The 21,473-nt window shown below is 72.8% G+C and carries 23 protein-coding genes and 1 pseudogene; 16 read left to right on the top strand and 8 right to left on the bottom strand.

Annotated features, from left to right (window positions below):
• Nucleotides 1-402 precede the first annotated feature (402 nt).
• The 11 genes and pseudogenes from EOINJALH_RS01710 (at nt 403) to aroQ (ending at nt 8,727) form a co-directional block, all read left to right on the top strand.
• Nucleotides 403-786: a DUF2946 family protein gene (locus tag EOINJALH_RS01710; RefSeq protein ID WP_088278580.1), complete on the top strand. Its 384-nt coding sequence runs from the start codon at nt 403-405 to the stop codon at nt 784-786.
• A gap of 170 nt (nt 787-956) precedes the next feature.
• Nucleotides 957-1,670 carry a hypothetical protein gene (locus EOINJALH_RS01705; RefSeq protein ID WP_144289809.1) on the top strand — a complete coding sequence of 238 codons (714 nt, stop codon included), beginning with the start codon at nt 957-959 and terminating at the stop codon, nt 1,668-1,670.
• A gap of 93 nt (nt 1,671-1,763) precedes the next feature.
• Nucleotides 1,764-2,216, top strand: a complete 453-nt coding sequence (locus EOINJALH_RS01700) for a hypothetical protein (RefSeq protein WP_088278578.1) — start codon at nt 1,764-1,766, stop codon at nt 2,214-2,216.
• A gap of 54 nt (nt 2,217-2,270) precedes the next feature.
• Nucleotides 2,271-2,516 (top strand): DUF4266 domain-containing protein, encoded by a 246-nt coding sequence (locus tag EOINJALH_RS30970; protein WP_234413614.1) that lies wholly within the window; start codon nt 2,271-2,273, stop codon nt 2,514-2,516.
• Nucleotides 2,517-2,523: 7 nt separating this feature from the next.
• Nucleotides 2,524-5,124, top strand: coding sequence for a DUF3570 domain-containing protein (locus tag EOINJALH_RS01690; protein ID WP_158219609.1), 2,601 nt, complete (start codon nt 2,524-2,526; stop codon nt 5,122-5,124).
• An 8-nt stretch (nt 5,125-5,132) separates the two neighbouring features.
• Nucleotides 5,133-6,044: an FAD:protein FMN transferase gene (locus EOINJALH_RS01685; RefSeq protein WP_088278576.1), complete on the top strand. Its 912-nt coding sequence runs from the start codon at nt 5,133-5,135 to the stop codon at nt 6,042-6,044.
• A 175-nt stretch (nt 6,045-6,219) separates the two neighbouring features.
• The gene (locus EOINJALH_RS30965; RefSeq protein WP_144289808.1) at nt 6,220-6,408 is read left to right on the top strand and encodes a hypothetical protein; all 189 of its coding nucleotides are present in this window, start codon (nt 6,220-6,222) and stop codon (nt 6,406-6,408) included.
• Entirely contained in the window at nt 6,405-6,662 is a 258-nt protein-coding gene (locus EOINJALH_RS01680) for a hypothetical protein (RefSeq protein ID WP_088278575.1), read from the top strand. Before EOINJALH_RS30965 ends, EOINJALH_RS01680 begins: the two co-directional genes overlap by 4 nt.
• Nucleotides 6,663-6,677: 15 nt before the next feature.
• A pseudogene (locus EOINJALH_RS33105) lies at nt 6,678-6,968 on the top strand (PAS domain-containing protein); the annotation flags it as partial.
• A 66-nt stretch (nt 6,969-7,034) separates the two neighbouring features.
• Nucleotides 7,035-8,225: a response regulator gene (locus EOINJALH_RS01675; RefSeq protein WP_255406941.1), complete on the top strand. Its 1,191-nt coding sequence runs from the start codon at nt 7,035-7,037 to the stop codon at nt 8,223-8,225.
• Between the two features lie 46 nt (nt 8,226-8,271).
• Nucleotides 8,272-8,727, top strand: coding sequence for a type II 3-dehydroquinate dehydratase (gene aroQ / locus EOINJALH_RS01670; RefSeq protein ID WP_088278573.1), 456 nt, complete (start codon nt 8,272-8,274; stop codon nt 8,725-8,727).
• Between the two features lie 15 nt (nt 8,728-8,742).
• Here the strand turns inward: aroQ and EOINJALH_RS01665 are convergent, their stop codons facing one another.
• The 7 genes from EOINJALH_RS01665 to EOINJALH_RS01635 form a co-directional block, all read right to left on the bottom strand.
• Nucleotides 8,743-9,288 (bottom strand): carboxymuconolactone decarboxylase family protein, encoded by a 546-nt coding sequence (locus EOINJALH_RS01665; protein WP_088278572.1) that lies wholly within the window; start codon nt 9,286-9,288, stop codon nt 8,743-8,745.
• A gap of 160 nt (nt 9,289-9,448) precedes the next feature.
• Nucleotides 9,449-10,003: a flavodoxin family protein gene (locus EOINJALH_RS01660; protein ID WP_088278571.1), complete on the bottom strand. Its 555-nt coding sequence runs from the start codon at nt 10,001-10,003 to the stop codon at nt 9,449-9,451.
• Between the two features lie 165 nt (nt 10,004-10,168).
• Nucleotides 10,169-10,684, bottom strand: coding sequence for a CAP domain-containing protein (locus tag EOINJALH_RS01655; RefSeq protein ID WP_088278570.1), 516 nt, complete (start codon nt 10,682-10,684; stop codon nt 10,169-10,171).
• Entirely contained in the window at nt 10,681-11,937 is a 1,257-nt protein-coding gene (locus EOINJALH_RS01650; protein WP_404872722.1) for an NAD(P)/FAD-dependent oxidoreductase, read from the bottom strand. Before EOINJALH_RS01650 ends, EOINJALH_RS01655 begins: the two co-directional genes overlap by 4 nt.
• Nucleotides 11,874-12,323, bottom strand: coding sequence for a hypothetical protein (locus tag EOINJALH_RS01645; protein WP_144289807.1), 450 nt, complete (start codon nt 12,321-12,323; stop codon nt 11,874-11,876). Before EOINJALH_RS01645 ends, EOINJALH_RS01650 begins: the two co-directional genes overlap by 64 nt.
• 234 nt (nt 12,324-12,557) lie before the next feature.
• Nucleotides 12,558-14,033 carry a type VI secretion system contractile sheath domain-containing protein gene (locus tag EOINJALH_RS01640; protein WP_088278568.1) on the bottom strand — a complete coding sequence of 492 codons (1,476 nt, stop codon included), beginning with the start codon at nt 14,031-14,033 and terminating at the stop codon, nt 12,558-12,560.
• Nucleotides 14,034-14,132: 99 nt separating this feature from the next.
• Nucleotides 14,133-15,221 carry a tartrate dehydrogenase gene (locus EOINJALH_RS01635; RefSeq protein WP_088278567.1) on the bottom strand — a complete coding sequence of 363 codons (1,089 nt, stop codon included), beginning with the start codon at nt 15,219-15,221 and terminating at the stop codon, nt 14,133-14,135.
• A 112-nt stretch (nt 15,222-15,333) separates the two neighbouring features.
• Here EOINJALH_RS01635 and EOINJALH_RS01630 point away from each other — a divergent pair, with 112 nt between their 5' ends.
• From EOINJALH_RS01630 to EOINJALH_RS01615, 4 genes are all read left to right on the top strand, one after another.
• Nucleotides 15,334-16,104: an ABC transporter substrate-binding protein gene (locus tag EOINJALH_RS01630; RefSeq protein ID WP_088278582.1), complete on the top strand. Its 771-nt coding sequence runs from the start codon at nt 15,334-15,336 to the stop codon at nt 16,102-16,104.
• A 25-nt stretch (nt 16,105-16,129) separates the two neighbouring features.
• Entirely contained in the window at nt 16,130-16,918 is a 789-nt protein-coding gene (locus EOINJALH_RS01625) for an amino acid ABC transporter permease (RefSeq protein WP_088278566.1), read from the top strand.
• 67 nt (nt 16,919-16,985) lie between these two features.
• Nucleotides 16,986-17,744 (top strand): amino acid ABC transporter ATP-binding protein, encoded by a 759-nt coding sequence (locus EOINJALH_RS01620; protein ID WP_088278565.1) that lies wholly within the window; start codon nt 16,986-16,988, stop codon nt 17,742-17,744.
• Between the two features lie 28 nt (nt 17,745-17,772).
• Entirely contained in the window at nt 17,773-19,086 is a 1,314-nt protein-coding gene (locus EOINJALH_RS01615; protein ID WP_234413613.1) for a DcaP family trimeric outer membrane transporter, read from the top strand.
• Nucleotides 19,087-19,136: 50 nt separating this feature from the next.
• Here EOINJALH_RS01615 and EOINJALH_RS01610 read toward each other — a convergent pair whose 3' ends face one another.
• Nucleotides 19,137-20,042 carry a DMT family transporter gene (locus EOINJALH_RS01610; protein ID WP_088278564.1) on the bottom strand — a complete coding sequence of 302 codons (906 nt, stop codon included), beginning with the start codon at nt 20,040-20,042 and terminating at the stop codon, nt 19,137-19,139.
• A 147-nt stretch (nt 20,043-20,189) separates the two neighbouring features.
• Here EOINJALH_RS01610 and EOINJALH_RS01605 point away from each other — a divergent pair, with 147 nt between their 5' ends.
• Nucleotides 20,190-21,437, top strand: coding sequence for a nitronate monooxygenase family protein (locus EOINJALH_RS01605; RefSeq protein WP_088278563.1), 1,248 nt, complete (start codon nt 20,190-20,192; stop codon nt 21,435-21,437).
• Nucleotides 21,438-21,473 lie beyond the last annotated feature (36 nt).

The following is a 21,473-nucleotide window of genomic DNA, read 5'->3' as shown; positions in this document are numbered from 1 at the left end:
CGTACCGGGGAGTGGCGGACCAGTGGGGCCGCGGGGTGCCCCAGTATCCGGAGTGTGTGGTGGGTCGGTCAACCTCGCGCCACGCGCCACCCCCGCGATGGGGCGGTCGGCGCCCGGGCGCAGAGGGTCGGCCGAAGGGGCTCGACCCTGGCGTCCCGGCCCGGCCTGAGGCGCCTGGACGGGACATCTTGTCGCAGGGCGCGCGCGGGCGCCGCCGCTATCATCGCCGCTCTCGTCCGTCGGGCTGCGTGGCACGCGACGGACCATCTGCCGGGGCGCGGTGCGCTGCCCCCAGGGTCGAAGGCAAGGCATTGGCGCTCGAGAACCACATCACCTGCGGGCTCGGCAGGGCCAGGCGGCCCGGCCCCGCCCTGCGCCTGCCGTCGGCGCCGTGAGCGGCCGATGATGATGCGCTTCATCCGCCAATCGCTCGTCCGCCGCCTCGCGGTGGCGTGGATCGTCACGCTGGCGATGGCGGCCGGTGCGTTCGCACCGGCGCTGCAGGCCCTGCAGATCGCCGAGGCCGGGCCCGGACACGAGATCTGCAGTGCCGTCGGCACGGTGTCGGCGGGTGGCCATTCGTCGCCGGGTTCCGGCTCGGCCGCCGGCTCATCGCACTGCCCGTGGTGCCTGTTCCACACCGTGGCGGGCATGCCGCCGACCGAGCCGCTGCCCTGGCGTGGCGGCATCGCGGTGTCGTCCCTGCCGGCCCCGCCGGTCGCGCGGCCCCACTGGTCCGCCACTCCCCGGTACGCCGCCCCGCGCGGCCCACCGCTGCACGGCTGACTCCCCCGTCCGGATCCGGGATGGCGTCGAGGCGCGCACCCGGTCCGCCGCGCATGGCCTGGCCGCCCGCTCGATCGGGTGCCGTCGGCGCGGCGGGAGGGGATCTCCTCGGCCCCACGCCACACCCCATCGACACCGTCTTCCCGCTGCGGAAGACCAAGGAATTCACCATGACATCGAAGTTCTCGAGCCTCGCGCTCGCCGCCACCACCGCCGCCATCGCCCTGACCCTGGGCCTGCAGGCCCGGGCCCACACCACCGCGCAGGTCCAGGCCAGCGAAGGCACCACCACCTACAACAACCTGGTCATCGGCCACGGTTGCACGCTGGCCAACGGCACCAAGCTGCCGGTCATCGCGCAGAGCGTGGTGTTCCCCACCGTGAACCCGAAGTTCACGACCACCGGCACCTTCGCGGGCAACCCGGCCGTGGTGTCCATCACCTCGGTGGCCAACCTGGCCCAGCTCATCCAGAGCAAGGACATCTTCAGCAAGCAGAAGGAGAAGACCAACGCCGCCGGCAACGTGATCGGCTTCGAGAGCACCGAAGGCTCGCTCGAGCCGAGCCTGCACGGCCTGGTGCCCTTCCGCACCGCCGGCGTGTCCTTCCCCGCCGACTCGTGCGCCACCAAGCTGGTGGTGCAGGTGGCGGTGGCCGACATCTGCCAGAAGCTCGGCGCCAAGAACCTGTGGATCCCGTCGGTGACGACGAAGTACTCTGACCCCGCGGTCGACGGCATTGGTTCGCCGGCATCGCTGACCTTCAACCGCGACCTGGCCAAGAACCCCCTGCCGGCCGCCTGCGGCGCGGGCTACTTCGTGACCGTGACGCCCTCGGCCGAGGACGTCGACGCCAACCTGAAGATCGACGGCTACCTGAACTGATCGCCTGATGACCGCCCACCCCGGCGCGCCGCCGCGTGCGCCGGGGTGGGCGCCTAGGCCTCCGGGCCTTACCGAACCCACGGTGTCCACGCCATGACGACCCTCCTCCGACGCCTGTCCCGTGTCACCCTGCTGCCCCTGCTCGCGGCGGGCGCCGTGCTCCCGGCCCAGGCCCACACCTATGTGCTGTCGCTGGGCGAAGCCGCCGGTGCCAACCACTATTTCGGTGTCATCTGCTCCACCGACGGTGGTTACGAGACCGACCACCTGCTGGTGCAGATCCAGACCCAGACCGTCAACGCGCCGCTGGTGAGCGCCCAGATCGTCAAGGGCAGCATCGCCACCAGCACCACCGACCCTGTCAGCGGCGACGCCGTCGCCAGCCCGATCACGCGCAACCGAGGCGGCAACGGCCTGTACCAGGTGCTCGTCAACAAGACCGGGCCGGGCCAGGCCATCTTCACCATCACCGCGCACTGCCTGGACGCCAGCGGCACCCAGCACACCGGCACCGATGCGGTGGTCTACCAGTACCAGGCCCAGTGAGCCAGGCCCAGTGAGGCAACCCATGCGAGCCCCACCCGTGAGTAGGACTGCCCCGTGAGTCCGGCCTCTGTCGTCGCGACCGCGTCATGCGCTCCGAGGCTGATCGGGTGCGGTCTGGCCGCGCTGGCGCTGGCCGGTTGCACCGCCGTCGCCCCGTGGGAGCGCGGCGAGCTGGCGCGGCCGCACATGGCGGTCGATCCGGCGCCAATGCGCAGCGCCTTGCGCGACCATGTGCACAGCAGCCGCGAAGCCGCCTCGATGGGCGGCTCCGCCGACGGTGGCGGCTGCGGCTGCTACTGACCCGGCCGTGGCCGACCCTGGTGCCCCCCCGCAGCCGGCAGGCGCCGGCGACGCCGGCCGGCGACCGCCCGGCCAGGCGGCGCTGCAGGCCCTGACCGCCGCCGCGCTGCTGCTGCCGGGCCTGATGCCCACCGATGCGCGGGCCGAGCCCGACGACGGCATCGCCCTGCAGGCCAGCCACTACCGGGAGCGCCTGCGCCCGGTCGAGGGCGCGCCGACCTCCTTCCGGCCCCTGACGGCCGACAGCCTGACGGGCCGCACGACGATCGCCCTGCCCCGGGGCGACGCGCTGCTGCTGTCGATCACGCAGGACACCTGGTCGGGCGCCACGCCCATCACCTCGGCGCCGGCCAGCGCCAACGGCAACCGGCCGATCCAGGCGGGCGCCGCCGGCCAGCTGATCACCGTCGGGGCCTCGCCGATGATCAATGGCCGGTTGCTGCTGGATGCCGCCGGCCGCCCGGTGACGATCGATCCCGCCCGCGGCACCGCGGTGGCCGCACCGGCGGTGGTGGACACGCTGTCCAGCGCCTCGCCCGAAACCCGGCAGCAACTGGATGGCAAGTACACCCGGCGCCTGGACGGCGGCGCGCTCACGCTCGGTGGCGGGGTGTCCCTGGAACGCGACTACCGGTCGCGCTTCGTCAACCTCGGGCGCCGCTTCGACTTCAGCGAGCAGCTCAGCACGCTGACGCTGGGCCTCAGCCACACCCGCAGCCGCATCGCGGCCGCGCTCGACCACGACGCCGCGCCCTACATCACCAAGACCGCCTACGCCAGGCAGATCGAGAACGTCCACGGCCAGCAGGTGCTGCACGGCCAGCGCCGCGACTGGGCCGGCTCGGTGGCCCTGACCCAGGTGCTGGGCCCGTCGGCGCTGCTGCAGGCCCAGGCCGGCCACACCCACAGCGCGGGCGACCTGGCCAACCCCTACAAGGTGATGAGCGTGGTCTTTGCGCCGGGGCTGGCCGAGGGCGCTGCGGGCTCGGGCGCTGCGGCCGACGTGCTGACAGGCGATCTGCGCGCACTGCTCGAACAGCGTCCGCGCGTGCGCCGGCAGTGGACCGTGGGCGGCAAGCTCATCCTGCACCACGGGCCGTCCGACGGCGCGCTGCACCTGGGCTACGGCCACTTCCGCGACGACTGGGGCATCGCCGCCCACCGCGTCGAGGCCGAGTGGTTCCAGCCGTTGCCCGGCGGCTGGCAGCTGTCGCCACGGTTGCGCTACTACACGCAGCGCGCCGCCCGCTTCCACGCCGACTACCTGGTCAGCCGCCAGGCCTACCGCCAGGTGAGCCTCGGGCAGGAAGGCCAGCCCGTCATCACCGCGTTCGACCCGGCCCTGCTGCCGGCGCACTTCTCCAGCGACCGGCGGCTGGCGGCCTTCGGCAACCTGGGGGCCGGCCTGGGCTTGACCCGGTCGCTGGGCCGGGGGTTCGCGCTGGACCTGGGGGTGGACGTGTCGCGGCAGTCCGGGGCGCTGAAGGCGGGCGGTGGCGGCATCGGCCGCCACGCCGACTTCAGCGCGATGACGGCCCATGCCGCCCTGCGCATCGACCTCGACGGGGAGTCTGGCGCGGGCGCGCCGGCCGGCGCGGACCGGCCGCACGCGGCGCACGGCGGCGCCCACCACGCCCATGGCGCGTTCGCCGTGCCGCCGGGCGTGTCGTTCGCGCACGCCGCCGGCGCACCGGGCAGCGTGATGGTCGGGGTTCGGCAGGTGCTGTCGCGCGAGGGCGGCGCGATGCGGCGGGGCGCGGCGCGCGTGGACGATGCCGAGCTGATGGCGCAGGCCTGTGCGCCGGCGCCCTGCGCTGCGCGAGCGCACACGATGGCCATGCGCATGCAGATGCTCGAGCTGATGTGGTCGGTGAACGATCGGCTTGCGCTGATGCTGATGCCGCAGCACATGGTCATGGACATGGACACGCGCCTGCTGCCCGGCGCGCCGCCGTCGGACACCCATGTGCACTTCGGCCGCCACGAGGCCGCGGGCCTCGGCGACACCCAGGTGCAGGCCTCGTACACGCTGCTGGACGCTGCGGATCGGCGTTGGCTGCTGGGCCTGGGCCTGGGGGTGCCGACCGGCGACACCAGCCTGCGGCACCGCCGCACCCACCAGCAGGAGCCCGCCGCGATGGGCTACAGTATGCAGACCGGCAGCGGCACCTGGGACTGGATGCCCAGCGTCACCTGGCTGGGCCAGCGCGGGGCCTGGTCCTGGGGCGGGCAGCTGGCCGCCACGCTGCGAGGCGGGCGCAACGATGACGGCTATGCGCTGGGCGACCGCTGGCAGGCCCAGGGCTGGGTAGCCCGCCGCCTGTCCCCCCAGCTGGCTGCCACGCTGCGCGCCGCGCACGCGGTGGAGGGGGCGGTGCAGGGCGAGCGCAGCGGCGCACCCACCGGCCAGACGCCCGCCGACCGGCCCGCCAACCTGGGCGGGCGCTTCACCGAGCTGGGCCTGGGCCTGACGCTGGACGGCCTGACCGGCCCGCACCTGGGCACCACCCTGGGCGTGGAGCTGACGCTGCCGGTGCGCAGCCATGTCAACGGCTACCAGCTCACCCGCCGCGGCAGCCTGGCGCTGAGCTGGAGCCAGCACTTCTAGGCCGCGCCATGGCCCTCCACACCGAGCTGTTCGCGGCCATGGGCACCGCCTGCGAGATCCGCCTGGACGCGCCCAGCGCTGCGCAGGCCGCCGACCTGGCGGCGCGGGCCATCGCCGACGTGCGGCGGCTCGAGGCGCGCTACTCGCGCTACCGTGACGACAGCGATCTGTCGGCGATCAACCGCGTCGCGGCGGCCGGCGGCACCTGCGAGGTGGATGCCGAGACGGCCGCGCTGCTGGACTATGCGCAGACCTGCCACCGCCAGAGCGACGGCCTGTTCGACATCAGCTCGGGCATCCTGCGCCGTGCCTGGCGCTTCGCCTCGGGCGAACTGCCCGACCCGGCCCAGGTGGCGCAACTGCGCGAGCACGTCGGCTGGCACCGGCTGCGCTGGCAGGCGCAACGGCTGGCGTTTCCGGAACCGGGCATGGAGCTCGACTTCGGCGGCATCGTCAAGGAATACGCCGTCGACCGCGCGGCGGCGCAGCTTGCCGCCGCCGGCGTGCGCCACGGCTTCATCAATCTGGGCGGCGACGTGCGCGCCATCGGGCCGCAGGCCGACGGGTCGCCCTGGCGCATCGGCATCCGCCACCCGCGCGAACCGGGCGCGCTGCTGACCACGCTGGAGCTCGGCTCGGGTGCGCTGGCCAGCAGCGGCGATTACGAGCGCTGCATCGTCATCGACGGCGTGCGCCACGGTCACATCCTGAACCCGCGCACCGGCTGGCCGGTGCGCACGCTGGCGGCGGTCAGCGTGGTGGCGCCGCTGTGTGTGGTGGCCGGCAGCGCGGCCACCATCGCGATGCTGAAGGAGGGCGACGGTGCGGCCTGGCTGGGCGAGATGGGCCTGCCCTGCCTGTGGGTGACGGTCGATGGCGCCTGTGGCGGCTCGCTGCTCGACGCGCCGGGTGCCCGATAGGCCTGCGCCGCGACCCGCGGCCCGGCCCGAGCCGGTCGTTGCGACCCGCCGTTGTGATCCTCGTCACCTTCTCCGCCGCCGAAGGGTTCGCCGAAGTGCGGCGTGCGCAGGCTGCAGGGTAGACTGATTCCACGGTGTGGCCTGATCCCGCAGGCCGGTCAGGGGCCAGCGGATCGTGATCAAGTCAGGCAGGAAAGGCGCTCGGACGCCGCGGTCGCTGGCGGCGGTGCACGGGTCGGTCGGCGGCGGCACGCGGCGGGTGCGCTTCCGCGCGGCCCGCATCCCGGGGCAGCAGGTCGGGCACGACAAACTCATCGTGCTGGCGATCGAAGCCCTCGACCCGGCCGACGCGGGCCCGTCATGACCCGCCCCCCGCGCCGGGCAGGCTCCGAATCGTCGGCCTTGCGCGCAGCGGCCGAGTCACTGTCCGAGGCCATGGCCGGCCCGGCCGGCGGCGGCAAGCTGCGCAAGAGCAGCATCGCGGCGCTGGCCCACGAGCTGCAGGTGCACCAGATCGAACTCGAGATGCAGAACGACGAGTTGCGCCGGTCTCAGGCGGAGCTCGAGGTGACCCTCGACCGCTTCGTCGACCTCTACGATTTCGCGCCCGTCGGCTAAGTCACGCTCGATGACCAGGGCCTGGTCACCGAGGCCAATCTCACCGCGGCGGCCCTGCTGGGCGTCGACAGCGCCCAGCTGGTGGGTCGGCGCTTTGCGCAGTTCGTCGCCGATGCCGACCTGGACCGCTGGCATCTGCACGCGCAGGCGGCGATGCGCAGCGACGACCGCGCCCGCATCGAGCTGGCCATGCGGTCGGGCGCCGGGGGCATGGTGCATGCCCAGGTCGACAGCCTGCGCACGGTCGCGCCGGGCGCCGAGCCCCGGCTGCGGATCACGCTGTCCGACGTCACCCGGCGCCGGCTGGCCGAGATCGAGCTCGACCAGCACCGCCGGCATCTCGACGATCTGGTGCAGGCGCGCACCGCGGAGATGGTGGCGGCCCGGGACGCGGCCGAGGCGGCCAATCGCGCCAAGAGCGCCTTCCTGGCCAACGTGAGCCACGAGATCCGCACGCCGATGAACGGCATCCTCGGCATGTCCTACCTGCTGCGCCGGCTGTGCGACCGCCCTGCGCAGATCGACAAGCTCGACAAGATCGACGCCTCGGCGCGGCACCTGCTCTCGGTGATCAATGATGTGCTCGACCTGTCGAAGATCGAGTCCGGCAAGGTCACCCTCGACGACCAGCCGTTCAGGCTCGACGATGTGCTGAGCGACGTGCAGGCCGTCGTGGCCGTCGCTGCGGCTGCCAAGGGACTGGCCCTGACGCTCGACGCCACCGGCTTGCCACAGTCCTTGCGCGGCGACGCGACGCGGCTGTCGCAGGTGCTGGTCAACTACATCGGCAATGCCGTCAAGTTCACCGACCGCGGCAGCGTGGCGCTGTCGGGGCGCGTGCTCGAGGAGACCGCGGACGCTTACCTGCTTCGCCTCGAGGTGGCCGACACCGGCATCGGGGTGGCGGAGGCGGACCGGCCGCGCCTGTTCGGCGCCTTCGAGCAGGCCGACCGCGGGGCCGCGCGCCGGCATGGCGGCACCGGCCTGGGCCTGGCCATCACGCGCAGGCTGGTCGAGCTGATGGGCGGCGAGGTCGGCCTGAGCAGCGTGCCCGGCCAGGGCAGCACCTTCTGGCTCACCGTGCGGATGGGCCAGGGCCCGTCCGTGCCCGCGGTGTCGGAGGTGGCCCGCGCCGCTGCCGAGGAAGCCCTACGGCAGCGCCACGCCGGCAAGTGCGTGCTCGTCGCCGAGGACCACCCGGTCAACCAGGAGGTGATGTGCAAGCTGCTGGAAGATGTCGCGCTGGTCCCGGTGACGGCCTGCGACGGCGCCGAGGCCGTGCGCCTGGCACAGGCGCGCCGGTTCGACGCGATCCTGATGGACGTGCGGATGCCGACGCTCGACGGGGTGGAGGCCACCCGCCAGATCCGCAGCCTGCCTGCCCAGGGCCACGTGCCCATCCTGGCCGTGACGGCGAACGCGTTCTCGGAAGACCGGGCCCAGTGCCTTGCCGCCGGGATGAACGGCTTCATACCGAAGCCGGTGGAGGCCCGGGTGCTGTTCGAGGCCCTGCTCGACTGGCTCGACCGCGCCGACCAGCCGGCCCGCGGCGCCCACGGCTAACATCCGCCATCCCGCAGACCCTGCCGCGCGTGCCGGCCCCACCGCCATGAAGATCCTCGTCCTGAACGGGCCCAACCTCAACCTGCTGGGCCAGCGCGAGCCGGCGGTGTACGGCCACACCACCCTGGCCGACGTGGAGCAGCTGTGCCGCGACACCGGCGCGCGGCTGGGCGTGGAGGTGGAGTGCCGCCAGTCCAACCACGAGGGCGTGCTGATCGACTGGATCCACGAGGCCGGTGCCGCGCACCGCCGCGGCGAGCTGGCCGGCGCCGTGTTCAACGCCGGCGCCTACACGCACACCTCGGTGGCCCTGCACGATGCGATCAAGGGCACCGGCCTGCCGGTGATCGAGGTGCACATCTCCAACGTGCATGCGCGCGAGGCCTTCCGCCACCACAGCTACTTGTCGCCGGCCGCGGCCGGCATCGTGGTCGGCTTCGGAGTCGACGGCTACGTGCTGGGCCTCGAGGGCCTGGTGCGCAAGGCGCGCGCCGCGGGCTGACGGGCGCGCGCCGGGTCAGTCCGGCCGCCGGCACAGCCCCTGCGACGGGATGTCGAGCGCCGCGTTGAAGCGCGCCGACAGGTTCTGGAAGGCGATCAGCGCGGTCAGTTCGATCAGCGACGGTTCGTCGAACTCGGCCCGCAGCCGCGTGGCCAGCGCATCGTCCACCGCACCGGCCGATTCGGTCATCGCCTCGGCGTACTCCAGCGCCAGGCGCTCGCGGGCGTCGAACGACGGGTCGTCGCGCCAGCGGTCCACCGCCAGTGCCTTGTCCAGCGAGCCGGCGCGCTCGGCGGCGATCGAGGCGTTGAGGTCGATGCAGAACGCGCAGTGGGTGAGCTGCGACACGCGCGTCTGCACCAGCGAGCGCAGCACCGGCGACAGCGGCGAGCCGCGCCGCTCGATGGCCGCGTAGAAGGCCAGCAAGGCGCCGTACAGCGGCGGCACGCGCGCCCACACCAGCGCGGGCGTCAGCGCCTGGCCATAGTGGCGTTGCTGGCGCCGGAAGAAGGGCTTCAGGTACCAGGGCAGGGCGGGCAGGGGGCTGGGGTCGACGCGCATGGCGGTCCTTCGGGATCGGGTCGGCGGTATCTTCGCCGCAAACCTGCACCGGTCCCGCCGAACCCGACCCGCCGCGAGGCGGCTCAGGCCGTCGAGCAGGCCCGGAGAGGCCACGTCGGTGGCCCCGGAACGGGCCACCGACGCGGCCCGTCGAGCCCGGTCAAGCCGCCAGGAGAGTGACGGTCGACTTCAGGCGCTCGCCGAACTTCTTCGCGGTGGCGATGTCGCCGGGCACCATCTCGTCGGTGGACGCGTCCGACGGCGTCACGGTCATCAGGCCCGAGGACGAGCCGACGTTGTTGATGTCGTCGCGGGTGGCCGCCTTGTGGTTCACCGGCATCATGCCGGTGCCGACCCACAGCATGCCGTGCTGCATCGCCAGCGTCATCATGTAGTGCAGCGTGGAATGCTTGTCGCCGTTGAGCGTGGCCGAGTTGGTGAAGCCGGCGGCCAGCTTGTCCTTCCACACCTGGCTGTACCAGGGCTTGCTGGACGCGTCGGCGAACTTCTTGAACTGCCAGCTCACCGAGCCCATGTAGGTGGGCGAGCCGAAGACGATCATCTTGGCCGCGGCCAGGGTGTCCCAGCCGCCTTCGGGCGGGTTGCCCTCGGCGTCGATGGGCAGCAGCGTGCCCCCGCTGGTGTCGGCGACGGCCTGGGCCACCTTGGCCGTGTGGCCGTAGCCGCTGTGGTAGACGATGACGATGGCGCTCATGGGGGTCGGTCCTTCCGGTGGGCCGGGCGGCGATGGCCGCCCGATGGCCGCGATTCTGGGAACGGCGCGCACCGCCCGCGTTCTGCGGCTTTGATCCCAGCGTTCGAATCCGGTGACCTGTGCGCGGCGGGCTCCCCGGGGGTCGGAGTACCACGGGAGGACGCGCTATTTCGGCGTCATCAGCGTCATCGCCCAAAACGGGCGGCCGTTGCGCGACAGCACGCAGGCCATGCCCACCTGGGCCAGTTGCGGTTCCATCAGGTTCTCGCAGTGCACCGGGCTGGCGGCCCACAGGCGCATCACCTCGTCGATCGAGCGTGCCCCGGCGGCCAGGTTCTCGGCCCAGCGCCGCCAGGCGACGCCGGCCTGGCGCAGGCGCTCGCCGCCGTCCTGGCCGTCGCTGCCGGCGTGGGCCATGCGGCCCTGGCGGGCCATGTCCTGCGCGTGGGCCCTGGCCGCCGCGGTGGCGGCGTCGGACCAGCCCAGGGCCGGGGCCGGGGGCGCGCTCACGCCGCCGCAGGAAGCGCCCTCGGCGCGCAGGCGGTTGACGCGCTCGAGCGCGAGGGTGGGCAGGGCCTCGCCGCCGCAGGGGTCGGCCGGCGCGGCCGCCAAGGGCAGCGCCAGCGCCGCGCCCAGGACGGCTGCCGCGACGGCGGCGAACCGACGATCGCGCCGGATCATGGGCGCGGCCCGGCCAGCGCCGCCGCCACCTCGGCGATGGCCAGCGACGAGGTCAGCCCCGGCGATTCGATGCCGAACAGGTTGACCAGCCCGGGCACGCCGTGCACGGCGGGGCCGTCGATGCGGAAGTCGGCGGCCGGCTCGCCGGGGCCCGAGATCTTGGGCCGCAGGCCGGCATAGCCCGGCTGCAGCGCGCCGTCGGGCAGGGCGGGCCAGTAACGGCGCACGGCGGCGTAGAAGCCATCGGCGTCCGACGCGTCCACCGTGTAGTCGATGGCATCCACCCAGCGGAAGCTGGGCCCGAAGCGGGCCTGGCCGCCCAGATCGATCGTCAGGTGCACGCCCAGGTGCCCTGAGGCCCCGGGCGCCGGGTACACCAGCCGCGAGAACGGCGACGCGCCGGCCAGCGTGAAGTAGCAGCCCTTGGCCAGGTGGTCGCGCGGCACGTGCTGCGGCGGCAGCCCGGCGATGGCCCGCGCCAGCGCCGGCGCGCCCAGGCCGGCGCTGTTGACCACGGTGCGCGCCCGCAGCACGCTGGGGCTGTCGCCGCCCACGTCCAGTTCGATGCCCTGCGGCGTGGCGCGGCCGGCGCTCACTGGCGAGCACAGCGCCAGCATCGCGCCGTGCGATTCGGCGTCACCCAGCAGGGCCAGCATCAGGCCGTGGCTGTCGACGATGCCGGTGGACGGCGACAGCAGCGCGCCGTGGCACTGCAGCGCCGGCTCCAGCGCCTGCGCCTCGGCGGCCGACAGCGGCTGCAGGTCGTGCACGCCACAGGCCGCGGCCTGGGCGCGCAGGGTGTCGAGCAGCGGCACCTCATCCGGCGCGCTGGCGACGATGAGCTTGCCGCAGCGCCGGTGCGCCACCTGGTGGCTGGCGCAGAAGTCGTACAGCAACTGCTTGCCGCGCACGCACAGCCGGGCGCGGGCCGAGCCCGGCGGGTAGTACAGGCCGGCGTGGATGACCTCGCTGTTGCGCGCGCTGGTGACCGTGCCGAAGGCGTTCTCGGCTTCCAGGATCACCACCTCGCGGCCGGCGGCGGCCAGGGCACGGGCCACGGCCAGGCCGACCACGCCGGCGCCGATGACCACGCAATCGATGTCGTCGATGGGCATGCGCCGGATTGTCGCCAGATCCGGGGCCATTGCCCGGCGCAGACGGCGCGTCCCGCGGCACAGTGCCGGTTCGGTCAGCGCGACTTGATACTCAAGGCGTCCACCGGAATCAAGGCGTCTACTGGACGCAACTTGCACTGCCCCTGGTCGCAGTAGGGCACCGGGTAGGGGTCCACGTAGTCCGCGCAGGCGAATTCCGGCGGCCCGGCGTGGGCGGCGACCGCCTCGCGGGCGAGCGCCCGCTGCGATTCGGCCGCGGCGACCGCCCGGGCGTAGCCGGCGGACGTGATGAGCACCGGCGCGTCGCGGTGCTGGGTGCAGCTGGGAAAGGCGTTGGCGAAGCTGAGCAACGAGCATTCATGGTCGGCGCGGCAGGTGCGGGTGTCGGCCGAGGCCAGCGCCCGGGCCTCGGCGGCGTCGGCCTCGGCCCTGAACGACGCGGCGGCGTCGGTCTCGCCGCCCCCGCAGCCGGTCAGGGCGAGGCACAGCGCCAGCGCGGCGGGCATCATGGGGTGGGGTTGCATGGTGGTCGCGGGATCCGGTGTCGATGGGCCGGACGAGTGTCGGGCGCCCGCCCGGAGCCGGACGTGATGCACATCACCGCCGGGCGGCTTCCGTGCGGCGATGACCAACACCGGATCGACGCGGCCACCGTGGCGCGCCGCGACCCTCGCGCGGCACTCATCCGGCCGGCGCCTGGGCGGTGACCTCCTGGCGCTCCTTCGGCGAACGCGAGCCGCCGCCGGCCGGGAAGGCGTTCAGGCGCCCAGGCCCTGCAGCGCCCGCGGCGGGTCGGCCAGCGACTGCCAGCCCCACAGCCGTGCGGCCGGCCGGTCGCGCCAGGCGACCAGGGGCATCAGCCCGCGCCCGGCGACGGCCTGGGCAGCGATCTCGCTCAGCAGCACCTCGGTGCCGGGCTGCTGGCGCTTCTCGCCGTCGTCGTCGACGACGGTGTGGCTGGGCAGGTCGTCGAGCACGAGCTGGCGGTCCAGGTCCATCGACCAACCGTCCTCCAGGAAGGCGCGGCCGGCCAGCAGCGCCAGCGCCATCGCGCCGTGGCCCCACAGGTAGGCGCCGTGCTCGCGTGGCGCAGGCATCTCCTCGAAGTCGAAGCCGGCGATGCGGTCGGTGGCCGCGCCGTAGGGCAGGCGCAGCAGCACCCGCGGGATCGACAGGCCGATCCAGGCGGCCATCGGGCTGGTGCGCAGGGCGGCCCAGGCGGCCAGTGCGGGCGCGTCGTCGGCGAGCCAGCCGCGGGGTTCGGCCAACTGCGCCGTGTCGGCGGCTCCGGCGGCCTGGGGCGTGGCCGAGGCCAGCAGCGGTGCGCCGGCGCGCGCGGCCATCGCGCCCAGCGAGGCCAGCACCTGCACGTCGGCCGCGCCGGGGCCGAAGGCCTGGTCCAGCACGAACAGGCCCCAGGGCGCGCCATCGCGGCCGCCGCTCAGGTGCCTGTGCAGCGCGCTGGCGGTGAGGTCGGCGCGGTGGGCCGCGAGGTCGGCGTCGATCTCGTCGCGGCCGATGTCCAGCACGCTCAGGTGCAGCGATTCGCCCAGCTCGAGTCCGCGCACCAGCCGGTCGACGCCGCGCCAGGCGGCCTCCAGCGCCTGCAGGCGCGGGTGGTGCAGCAGCCGGCGCATCAGGTCGCCCAGCGCGGCGTCGGCGGCGCGTCGCAGCGCGCGCTGCTCGTGCGCCACGTCGGGCACCACATGGGGCGCGACCAGGTCGTGCAGCCACTTCTGAAGCGCATCGGCGGGCACCGGTGCCGGCGCGTCCATCGCGGCCGGCCGGCGGCCGAGCAGGCGCGCGACGTCGTCGCTCGCGGCGGTGGCCTCGGGCGTTGCCGCGGCGGGCGATGGGGGCGCCGCCGACAAGCCCAGCGCGGCGGCGGCGCGGGCGAACCCGGCCGGGTCGTCCAGCTCGCTGCGCAGCCGACGCAGCGCGTCGAACGCCGGCAGCCGGGTCCAGAGCTGGTCGGGGTGGAAGTCGTCGAGCGACGAGAAGGCCAGCGCCAGGGCCTGGCCGTCGAGTTCGAGCGTCAGCGACGGGGCGATCTGGCCGAGGCGGGCGTCCAGGTTGTCGATGTCCACCGACAGCGCCTGGCGCTGCGCCAGTGGCGCCCGGCGCGAGCCGCCGAGGTCGGCCAGCACCAGCAGGTGCATCGGTGCGTCGTCATCGCGCGGACGGCGGCCGCCCGGTCCGAACGAGACGTCGAATTGCATCCGGGTCGGGGCCATGGCATCACTCCAGCGGGTGGGCAGGTCTGCAGTATCGGGCCGACGCGCCCCCCGGCGCGAGGGGCCGGCGCCGCCGCCGCGCCCCGGCGTTGAGGGCCGTCAAATGCCGCTGGCCACCAGCGCGGCAATGGCCTGGCCCATCTGCGCGGTACTGGCCTGGCCGCCCAGGTCGGGCGTGCGCGGGCCGTCGACCAGCACGCGCTCGATGGCGCGCAGGATGGCGTCGTGCGCGGCGCGTTCGGGGCCGGTGCCGTGGCCCACGTGGTCGAGCATCATGGCCGCCGACCAGATCATCGCCACCGGGTTGGCGATGCCTTTGCCGTGGATGTCGGGCGCCGAGCCGTGCACCGGCTCGAACAGGCTGGGGAACTTGCGCTCGGGGTTGAGGTTGGCCGAGGGCGCGATGCCGATGGTGCCGGTGCAGGCCGGGCCCAGGTCGGACAGGATGTCGCCGAACAGGTTGGTGGCCGCCACCACGTCGAAGCGCTGCGGCTGCAGCACGAAGCGGGCGCACAGGATGTCGATGTGCTGCTTGTCCCAGCCGATGTCCGGGTAGCGCGCGGCCATCTCCACGCAGCGCTCGTCCCACCAGGGCATGCTGATCGAGATGCCGTTGCTCTTGGTGGCCAAGGTGACGTGCTTGCGGGCGCGGGTGCGGGCCAGCTCGAAGGCGTACTTCAGCAGGCGCTCGCTGCCGATGCGGGTGAACACACTCTCCTGCACCACGAACTCGCGCTCGGTGCCGCCGAACATCACGCCGCCCACCGAGCTGTACTCGCCCTCGGTGTTCTCGCGCACGATCAGCATGTCGATGTCGCCGGGCTTCATGTTGGCCAGCGGGCAGGGCACGCCGGCCATCAGCCGTGCCGGGCGCAGGTTGATGTACTGGTCGAACTCGCGGCGGAACTTCAGCAGGCTGCCCCACAGCGACACGTGGTCGGGCACCGTGGCCGGCCAGCCCACCGCGCCGAAGAGGATGGCGTCCATGCCGCCGATCTGGGCCTTCCAGTCGTCCGGCATCATCTGGCCGTGCTCGGCATACCAGTCGCAGCTGGCCCAGGCGATGGCGGTCTTTTGCAGGGCGAAGCCGAAGCGCGCGGCGGCCGCGTCGAGCACGCGATCGCCCTCGGGCATCACCTCCTTGCCGATGCCGTCGCCGGGGATGATCGCGATCTGGTGGGCACGCATGGGGGCTCTCTCGGGGTGGCCAGGAAAGGCGGGATGCTACCGCGCAGACGGTTTCGGCATGGCCATAATGCGGCCACCTCAAGGCAACCCCGCGACCCCAGGAGACCCCATGATGAGCACACGTCCGATCCTCGCGCTGCTGCTGGCCGCCGCCGCGGCCCTGACGGCCGGCGCCGCCCAGGCGCGCAGCTTCGACGACATCAAGAAGGACGGCAAGATCATCATTGCCACCGAAGGGCAGTTCGCGCCCTTCAACTACTTCCAGGGCACCAAGCTCACCGGCTTCGAGGTCGACGTGGCCGAGGCCATGGTGGCCAAGATGGGCCTGAAGCTCGAATGGAAGGCGCTGGGCTTCGACGCCCTGCTCGCCGGCCTGCGGCAAGACCGCTGGGACATGGTCATCGCCTCGCACGGCATCACCGAGGAGCGGGCCAAGGCCGTCACCTTCACCGAGCCGCACTACTGCTCGGGCGGCGTCATCGTCGCCAAGGACCCGGCCATCAAGTCGGCCAAGGACCTGGCCGGCAAGGTGGTCTCGGTGCAGACCGGCACCACCTACCTCGAGAACGTCAAGAAGCTGGCTGGCGTGAAGGAGATGAAGAACTTCCCGCAGGACACCGACGCCCGCGGCGCGCTGATGACCGGCCGCGTCGACGCCTGGGTGACCGACCGCTTCGTCGCCAAGCAGGCGGTCGACGCCAACCCGGCCGGTGGCATGAAGCTGGGCGATTTCCTGTTCATCGAGCGCATCGCCTCGGCCGTGTCCAAGGGCAACACCTCGCTGGCCACCGAGCTGAACAAGGCACTGGCCGCGATCCAGGCCGACGGCACCTACGCCACGCTGTCGAAGAAGTGGTTCAACGAGGACATCCGCTGCAAGTGAGCCGGCCCCGCGCCTAGCCTGCCGCATGGACGGACTGTTCTCGCTCTGGCCCGCCGCCTGGTCGCGGCAGGCCCGCAGCTCGGCCACCATGGCGCTGGCCGTGGCGCTGCTGATGCTGGTGCTGTGGCTGCTGGCCATCCCGCTGGCCTTCGCGCCCGAGCCCATCGGCCCCAATGCGCAGTACTTCGCCGAAGGCACCCGCGTCACCGTGCAGCTCACCCTGGTGTCGGGCCTGGCGGGCGTTGTGCTGGGCGTGCTGGCGGCGCTGGGCAAGGTGTCGCGCATCGGCCCGCTGCGCTGGGTGGCCGGCCTCTACATCTGGGTGATCCGCGGCACGCCGCTGCTGGTGCAGGTGCTGTTCGTCTACTTCGCGCTGCCGGCGCTGGTGCCGGCGCTGCAGATGAGCGATTTCGCCTCGGCCTGCGTGGCGCTGGGGCTGAACGTCGGCGCCTACAACGCCGAGGCCATCCGCGCCGGCCTGCTGGCCGTGCCCAAGGGCCAGATCGAGGCGGCGCGCTCGCTGGGCCTGAACCGCTGGTACACCTTCGTCGACGTGACCTTCCCGCAGGCCTTCAAGATCTCGCTGCCGCCGCTGGTCAACAACATCGTGGCGCTGCTGAAGGACTCGTCGCTGGCCTACGCCATCGGCGTGGTCGAGCTCACCAACATCGGCAACCGCATCCAGGCCGCCACCTTCCAGCCGCTGCCGGTGCTGCTGACCACCGCCACCATCTACCTGCTGCTGACCACCGTGATGACGCAGTTCTCCAACGCGGTGGAGCGGCGCTTCGATGTCGAGGGGAAGCTCGGATGAACGCCTCGCGCCGCCGTCCGAACCGGTGCCCCCTCGGCGCGCCGGCCTGTGCAGCGGGGGCTGCGCCATGAGCCATGCCGTGGCCCCCGGCACGCCGCCGCTGATCACGGTGGACAAGGTGTGCAAGCGCTTCGGCGACAACGCCGTGCTGCGCGAGGTGAGCACGCAGTTCCATGCCGGCCAGGTGACGGTGATCATCGGCGCGTCGGGCTCGGGCAAGAGCACGCTGCTGCGCACGCTGAACCGGCTGGAGGTGCACGACAGCGGCCGCATCGTGGTCGACGGTGTCGAGGTCAACGACGACGCGAAGAACCTCGACGCGCTGCGCGCCGAGGTCGGCATGGTGTTCCAGCAGTTCAACCTGTTCCCGCACCTCACGGCGCTGGAGAACGTGGCCCTGGCGCCGCGCCGCGTGCGCAAGCTCAGCCGCGAGCAGGCGCAGCTGCGCGCCGGCGAACTGCTCGAGCGCGTGGGCCTGAAGGACCACCGCCACAAGCACCCGTTCCAGCTCTCGGGCGGCCAGCAGCAGCGCGTGGCCATCGCCCGCGCGCTGGCCATGCAGCCGCGCGTGATGCTGTTCGACGAACCCACCTCGGCGCTCGACCCCGAGATGGTGAAGGAAGTGCTCGACGTGATGAAGGCCCTGGCCCGCGACGGCATGACCATGATCGTGGTGACGCACGAGATGGGCTTCGCCCGAGAGGTGGGCGACCGCATCCTGTTCTTCGACCGGGGCTGCATCGCCTGCGATGCGCCGCCGATCGATTTCTTCGACCGCCAGGACAACGAGCGCATCCGCGCCTTCCTCGGCCAGGTCGGGCGCTGAAGACCCCAGTTATCAAGGAGAAGAGACGATGACCCGCATGACCCCGATCGCCGCCGTCGCCGCCCTCGTCGTGGCCGCGGCCCTGCCCGTGCAGGCCCAGAGCAGCAAGGAGATCGACGAGCTGCGCAACGAGTTGCGCGCGCTGCGCGCCGAGCTCGAGGCGCTGAAGAAGGGCGGTGCCGCGCCCGCCGCCAAGCCGGGCGAGCCCAACTGGGGCGACCGCATCGAGCAGCTCGAGATCAAGTCGAAGGACGCCGTGGTCGGTGGCGACATCGGCGGCAGCTTCCGCCTGCCGGGCTCCGAGACCTCGCTGCGCGTGTACGGCCATGCCGAGGCGCAGATGATCGTCGACCTGAAGGGCACCGCGCCCGGCGACAACTTCACCAACCTGCCCGAGCAGCCGCTCGACCGCCGCAATGCCGGCTTCACCAAGGGCAAGTCCAAGCTCACCGCCGAGACCTCGCGCTTCGGCATCGAGTCGTCCACGCCGTCGGGCTACGGCACCTTCAACACCAAGCTCGAGGCCGATTTCTATGCCTACGTTGGTTCGAAGGACGTTCTGTCCAACCTGGCGGGCGACAAGACGACGGTGTCGGACAACAACCGCAACCGCCTGCGCCTGCGCCACGCCTACGGCGAGTACGCTGGTTTCCTGGTCGGCCAGACCTGGTCCACCTTCATGGACCTGGACAACCTGCCCGAGACGGTGGATTTCAACGGCCCCATCGGCGCGCCGTTCTCTCGCCGCATGATGGTCCGCTACACCTACGGCGACGCGAAGGCGGGCGTGAAGTACACGGTGGCGCTGGAAGACCCCGAAGACGGCGCCCGCGTGCCGAACCTGGTGGCGCGCTACGACCGCAGCTTCACCTGGGGCGCCATCAACGTGCGCGCGCTGGGCCACGAAAAGCGCGTGGGCAGCGAAACCCGCCGCGGCACCGGCTTCGGCGTGGGCGCCAGCTACAAGCTCAGCCCCGACGACCTGCTGATGGGCCAGTGGGCGCGGGTCAACGGCGACTTCGACATGATGTACGGCTCGCCGGGCTACACGACGGACGCCAATGGCGCGATCCTCTTCGACCGCAACGATGGCGTGGTGCTGGGCTGGGCGCACAGCTTCGGCCCCAAGCTGCGCAGCAACGTCGTGCTCGGCATGAACCGCTCGAAGGGCGACCCGGTGTTCGACAACAAGCGCCTGACCCAGCTGCACGTCGGCGCCATCTACGTGCCCATGAAGAACATCGAGCTCGGCGCCGAATACATCCACGCCACGCGCAAGACCTTCGACAACGACACCGGCACGATGTCGCGCTTCGACTTCATGGGGCGCTACTCGTTCTGAGCGGCCCCGGGGCCGGCACGATCAGAAAGGGGCCCGCGGGCCCCTTTTTCCTAGGCCGGCCGCCGTGGCAGCAGCTGCACCGCCACGATGCTGGCCAGCATCAGCGCGCAGCCGGCCCAGCCGGCGGGGCCGAGGCGGTCGCCCATCAGCCAGGCCCCGAACAGCGCGGCGAACAGCGTCTCGGACGACAGCACGATGGCGGCGTCGGCCGGGCGCGTCCAGCGCTGGCCCACCACCTGCGCGGTGAAGCCGATGGCCACCGACACCAGGCCGGTGTAGGCCAGGGCGCCCCAGGCGTCGCGCATGCCGGCCAGCGACAGCGGCTCGAGCACCGCGCCGAGAGCCAGGGCCAGCACGCCGCAGGCCACGAACTGTCCGCAGGCCACGCTGAAGGGGGCGGCCAGGCGCTCGGCCACGCGGCCCACCAGCAGCACGTGCAGCGTCCAGGGCAGCACCGACGCCAGCACCCACAGGTCGCCCTGGTTGAAGGCCAGCGGCCCCGCAGCGGCGGCGGCCGAGCCCGACGACAGCAGCCAGGTGCCGGCCAGGCAGGCCAGGGCGCAGGGCCACACCATCGGGTGCGGCCGGTCGCCCAGCAGCCACCAGCCCAGCAGCGGCACCAGCGGCACGTAGACGGCCGTCAGGAAGCCGGCGTTGGTCACGGTGGTGTGCTGGATGCCCACCTGCTGCAGCGCCGCACCGGCGCACAGCAGCACGCCCAGCCCGGCGATGCGCGCGTGGTCGGCCCGCGTGAGCCCCAGGCCGCGCGCGCGCAGCGCTCGCTGCTCTCGCCAGGCCAGTGGCAGCACCGCCAGCGCGCCGATCAGGAAACGCACGCCGGTGAAGCCCATCGGCCCCATCGACGCCATGCCCCAGTTTTGCGCGACGAAGGCCGAGCCCCAGATCAGGGCGACGAACAGCAGGAGGCCGTCGGCCTGGAGGCGGTTGAGCTGCATGGCGGGGGGCGGATGCTACCCCAGCCTCCGGCCACAGGGGGCGGCGCACGGAACATGATGTCGGTCAAATCGGGGCCCGGTCGCTGCCCTTAGCCTGCGCAGCCGTGCCCCCATCTGCTGCCGCCGCGAGGCGGTGGTGCGCCTGCGATGCTGAGTCCCACCTGGCCGACACCGGCCATCGAGCCCCGATTCGACGCCCTGCTGGCCGCCAGCGGCCTGCGCGCGCTCACGCTGGCGGGCCGGCGGCTGCTGCCCATCGTGCAGGGTGGCATGGGCATCGGCGTGTCGGCGCATCGGCTGGCCGGAGCGGTGGCCGCGCTGGGCGGCATCGGCACGCTGAGCTCGGTCGACCTGCGACGCCACCACCCCGACCTGATGGCCGCCACGCAGGGCCTGTCCAGCCGGGCCGGCTGCGACGCCGACACCAAGGCGCGCATCGACGCCGCCAACCTCGAGGCGCTCGACCGCGAGGTGAAGGCCGCGCGCCAGCTGTCCGGCGGCCGTGGCTTGATCGCGATGAACATCATGCGCGCCGTCAGCGACTACGTCGGCTGCGTGCGGCGCTCGCTCGAGGCCGGTGTGGACATGGTGGTGGTGGGCGCCGGCCTGCCGCTCGACCTGCCCGACCTGGCGGCCGAGCACCGCGACACCCTGCTGGTGCCCATCCTCAGCGACGCGCGCGGCGTGGCGCTGATCGTGAAGAAGTGGGAGCGCAAGAAGCGCCTGCCCGACGCCATCGTCATCGAGCACCCGCGGCTGGCCGGCGGCCACCTCGGCGCCGCGCGCATCGCCGACCTGGGCGACCCGCGCTTCGAGTTCGACCGCGTGATCCCCGATTCGCTCGAGTTCCTGCGCAAGGCCGGCCTCGAGCGCGAGGTGCCGCTGATCGCCGCCGGCGGCATCCGTCGCATGGAAGACATCGAGCGCCTGCAGTCGCTGGGCGCGGCCGGCGTGCAGTTGGGCACGCCCTTCGCGGTCACCCAGGAGGGCGACGCCAGCGCCGAGTTCAAGCGCGTGCTGGCCGAGGCCCGCGACGAGGACCTGGTCGAGTTCACCAGCGTGGCCGGCCTGCCGGCGCGCGCGGTGGCCACGCCCTGGCTGAAGGCCTACCTGCAGATCGAACCCAAGCTGCAGGCCGTGGCGCATGCCAAGGCGCGCTGCACCAAGGCCTTCGACTGCCTGGCCCAGTGCGGCCTGCGCGACGGCCTGGTGGGCTGGGGCCAGTTCTGCATCGACAACCAGCTCGCCGCGGCGTTGCGCGGTGATCTGAAAAAGGGCCTGTATTTCCGCGGCGTCGGTGAGCTGCCGTTCGGCGCGCAGATCCGCAGCGTGCGCGAGCTGATGGAGCGGCTGCTGGCACCTGGCTTTGCGCTGCCGCAGCCCTTGCCGGCTTGATTCGCCCGCCCCGCCGCCCACCCCGCCGACCGAAGA

This window comes from Ideonella sp. A 288, from assembly GCF_002198735.1.
Lineage (GTDB): Bacteria > Pseudomonadota > Gammaproteobacteria > Burkholderiales > Burkholderiaceae_C > Pseudaquabacterium.
Note: the sequence above shows the minus strand (reverse complement) of the source record. Positions and strands in the feature narration are given on the sequence as shown.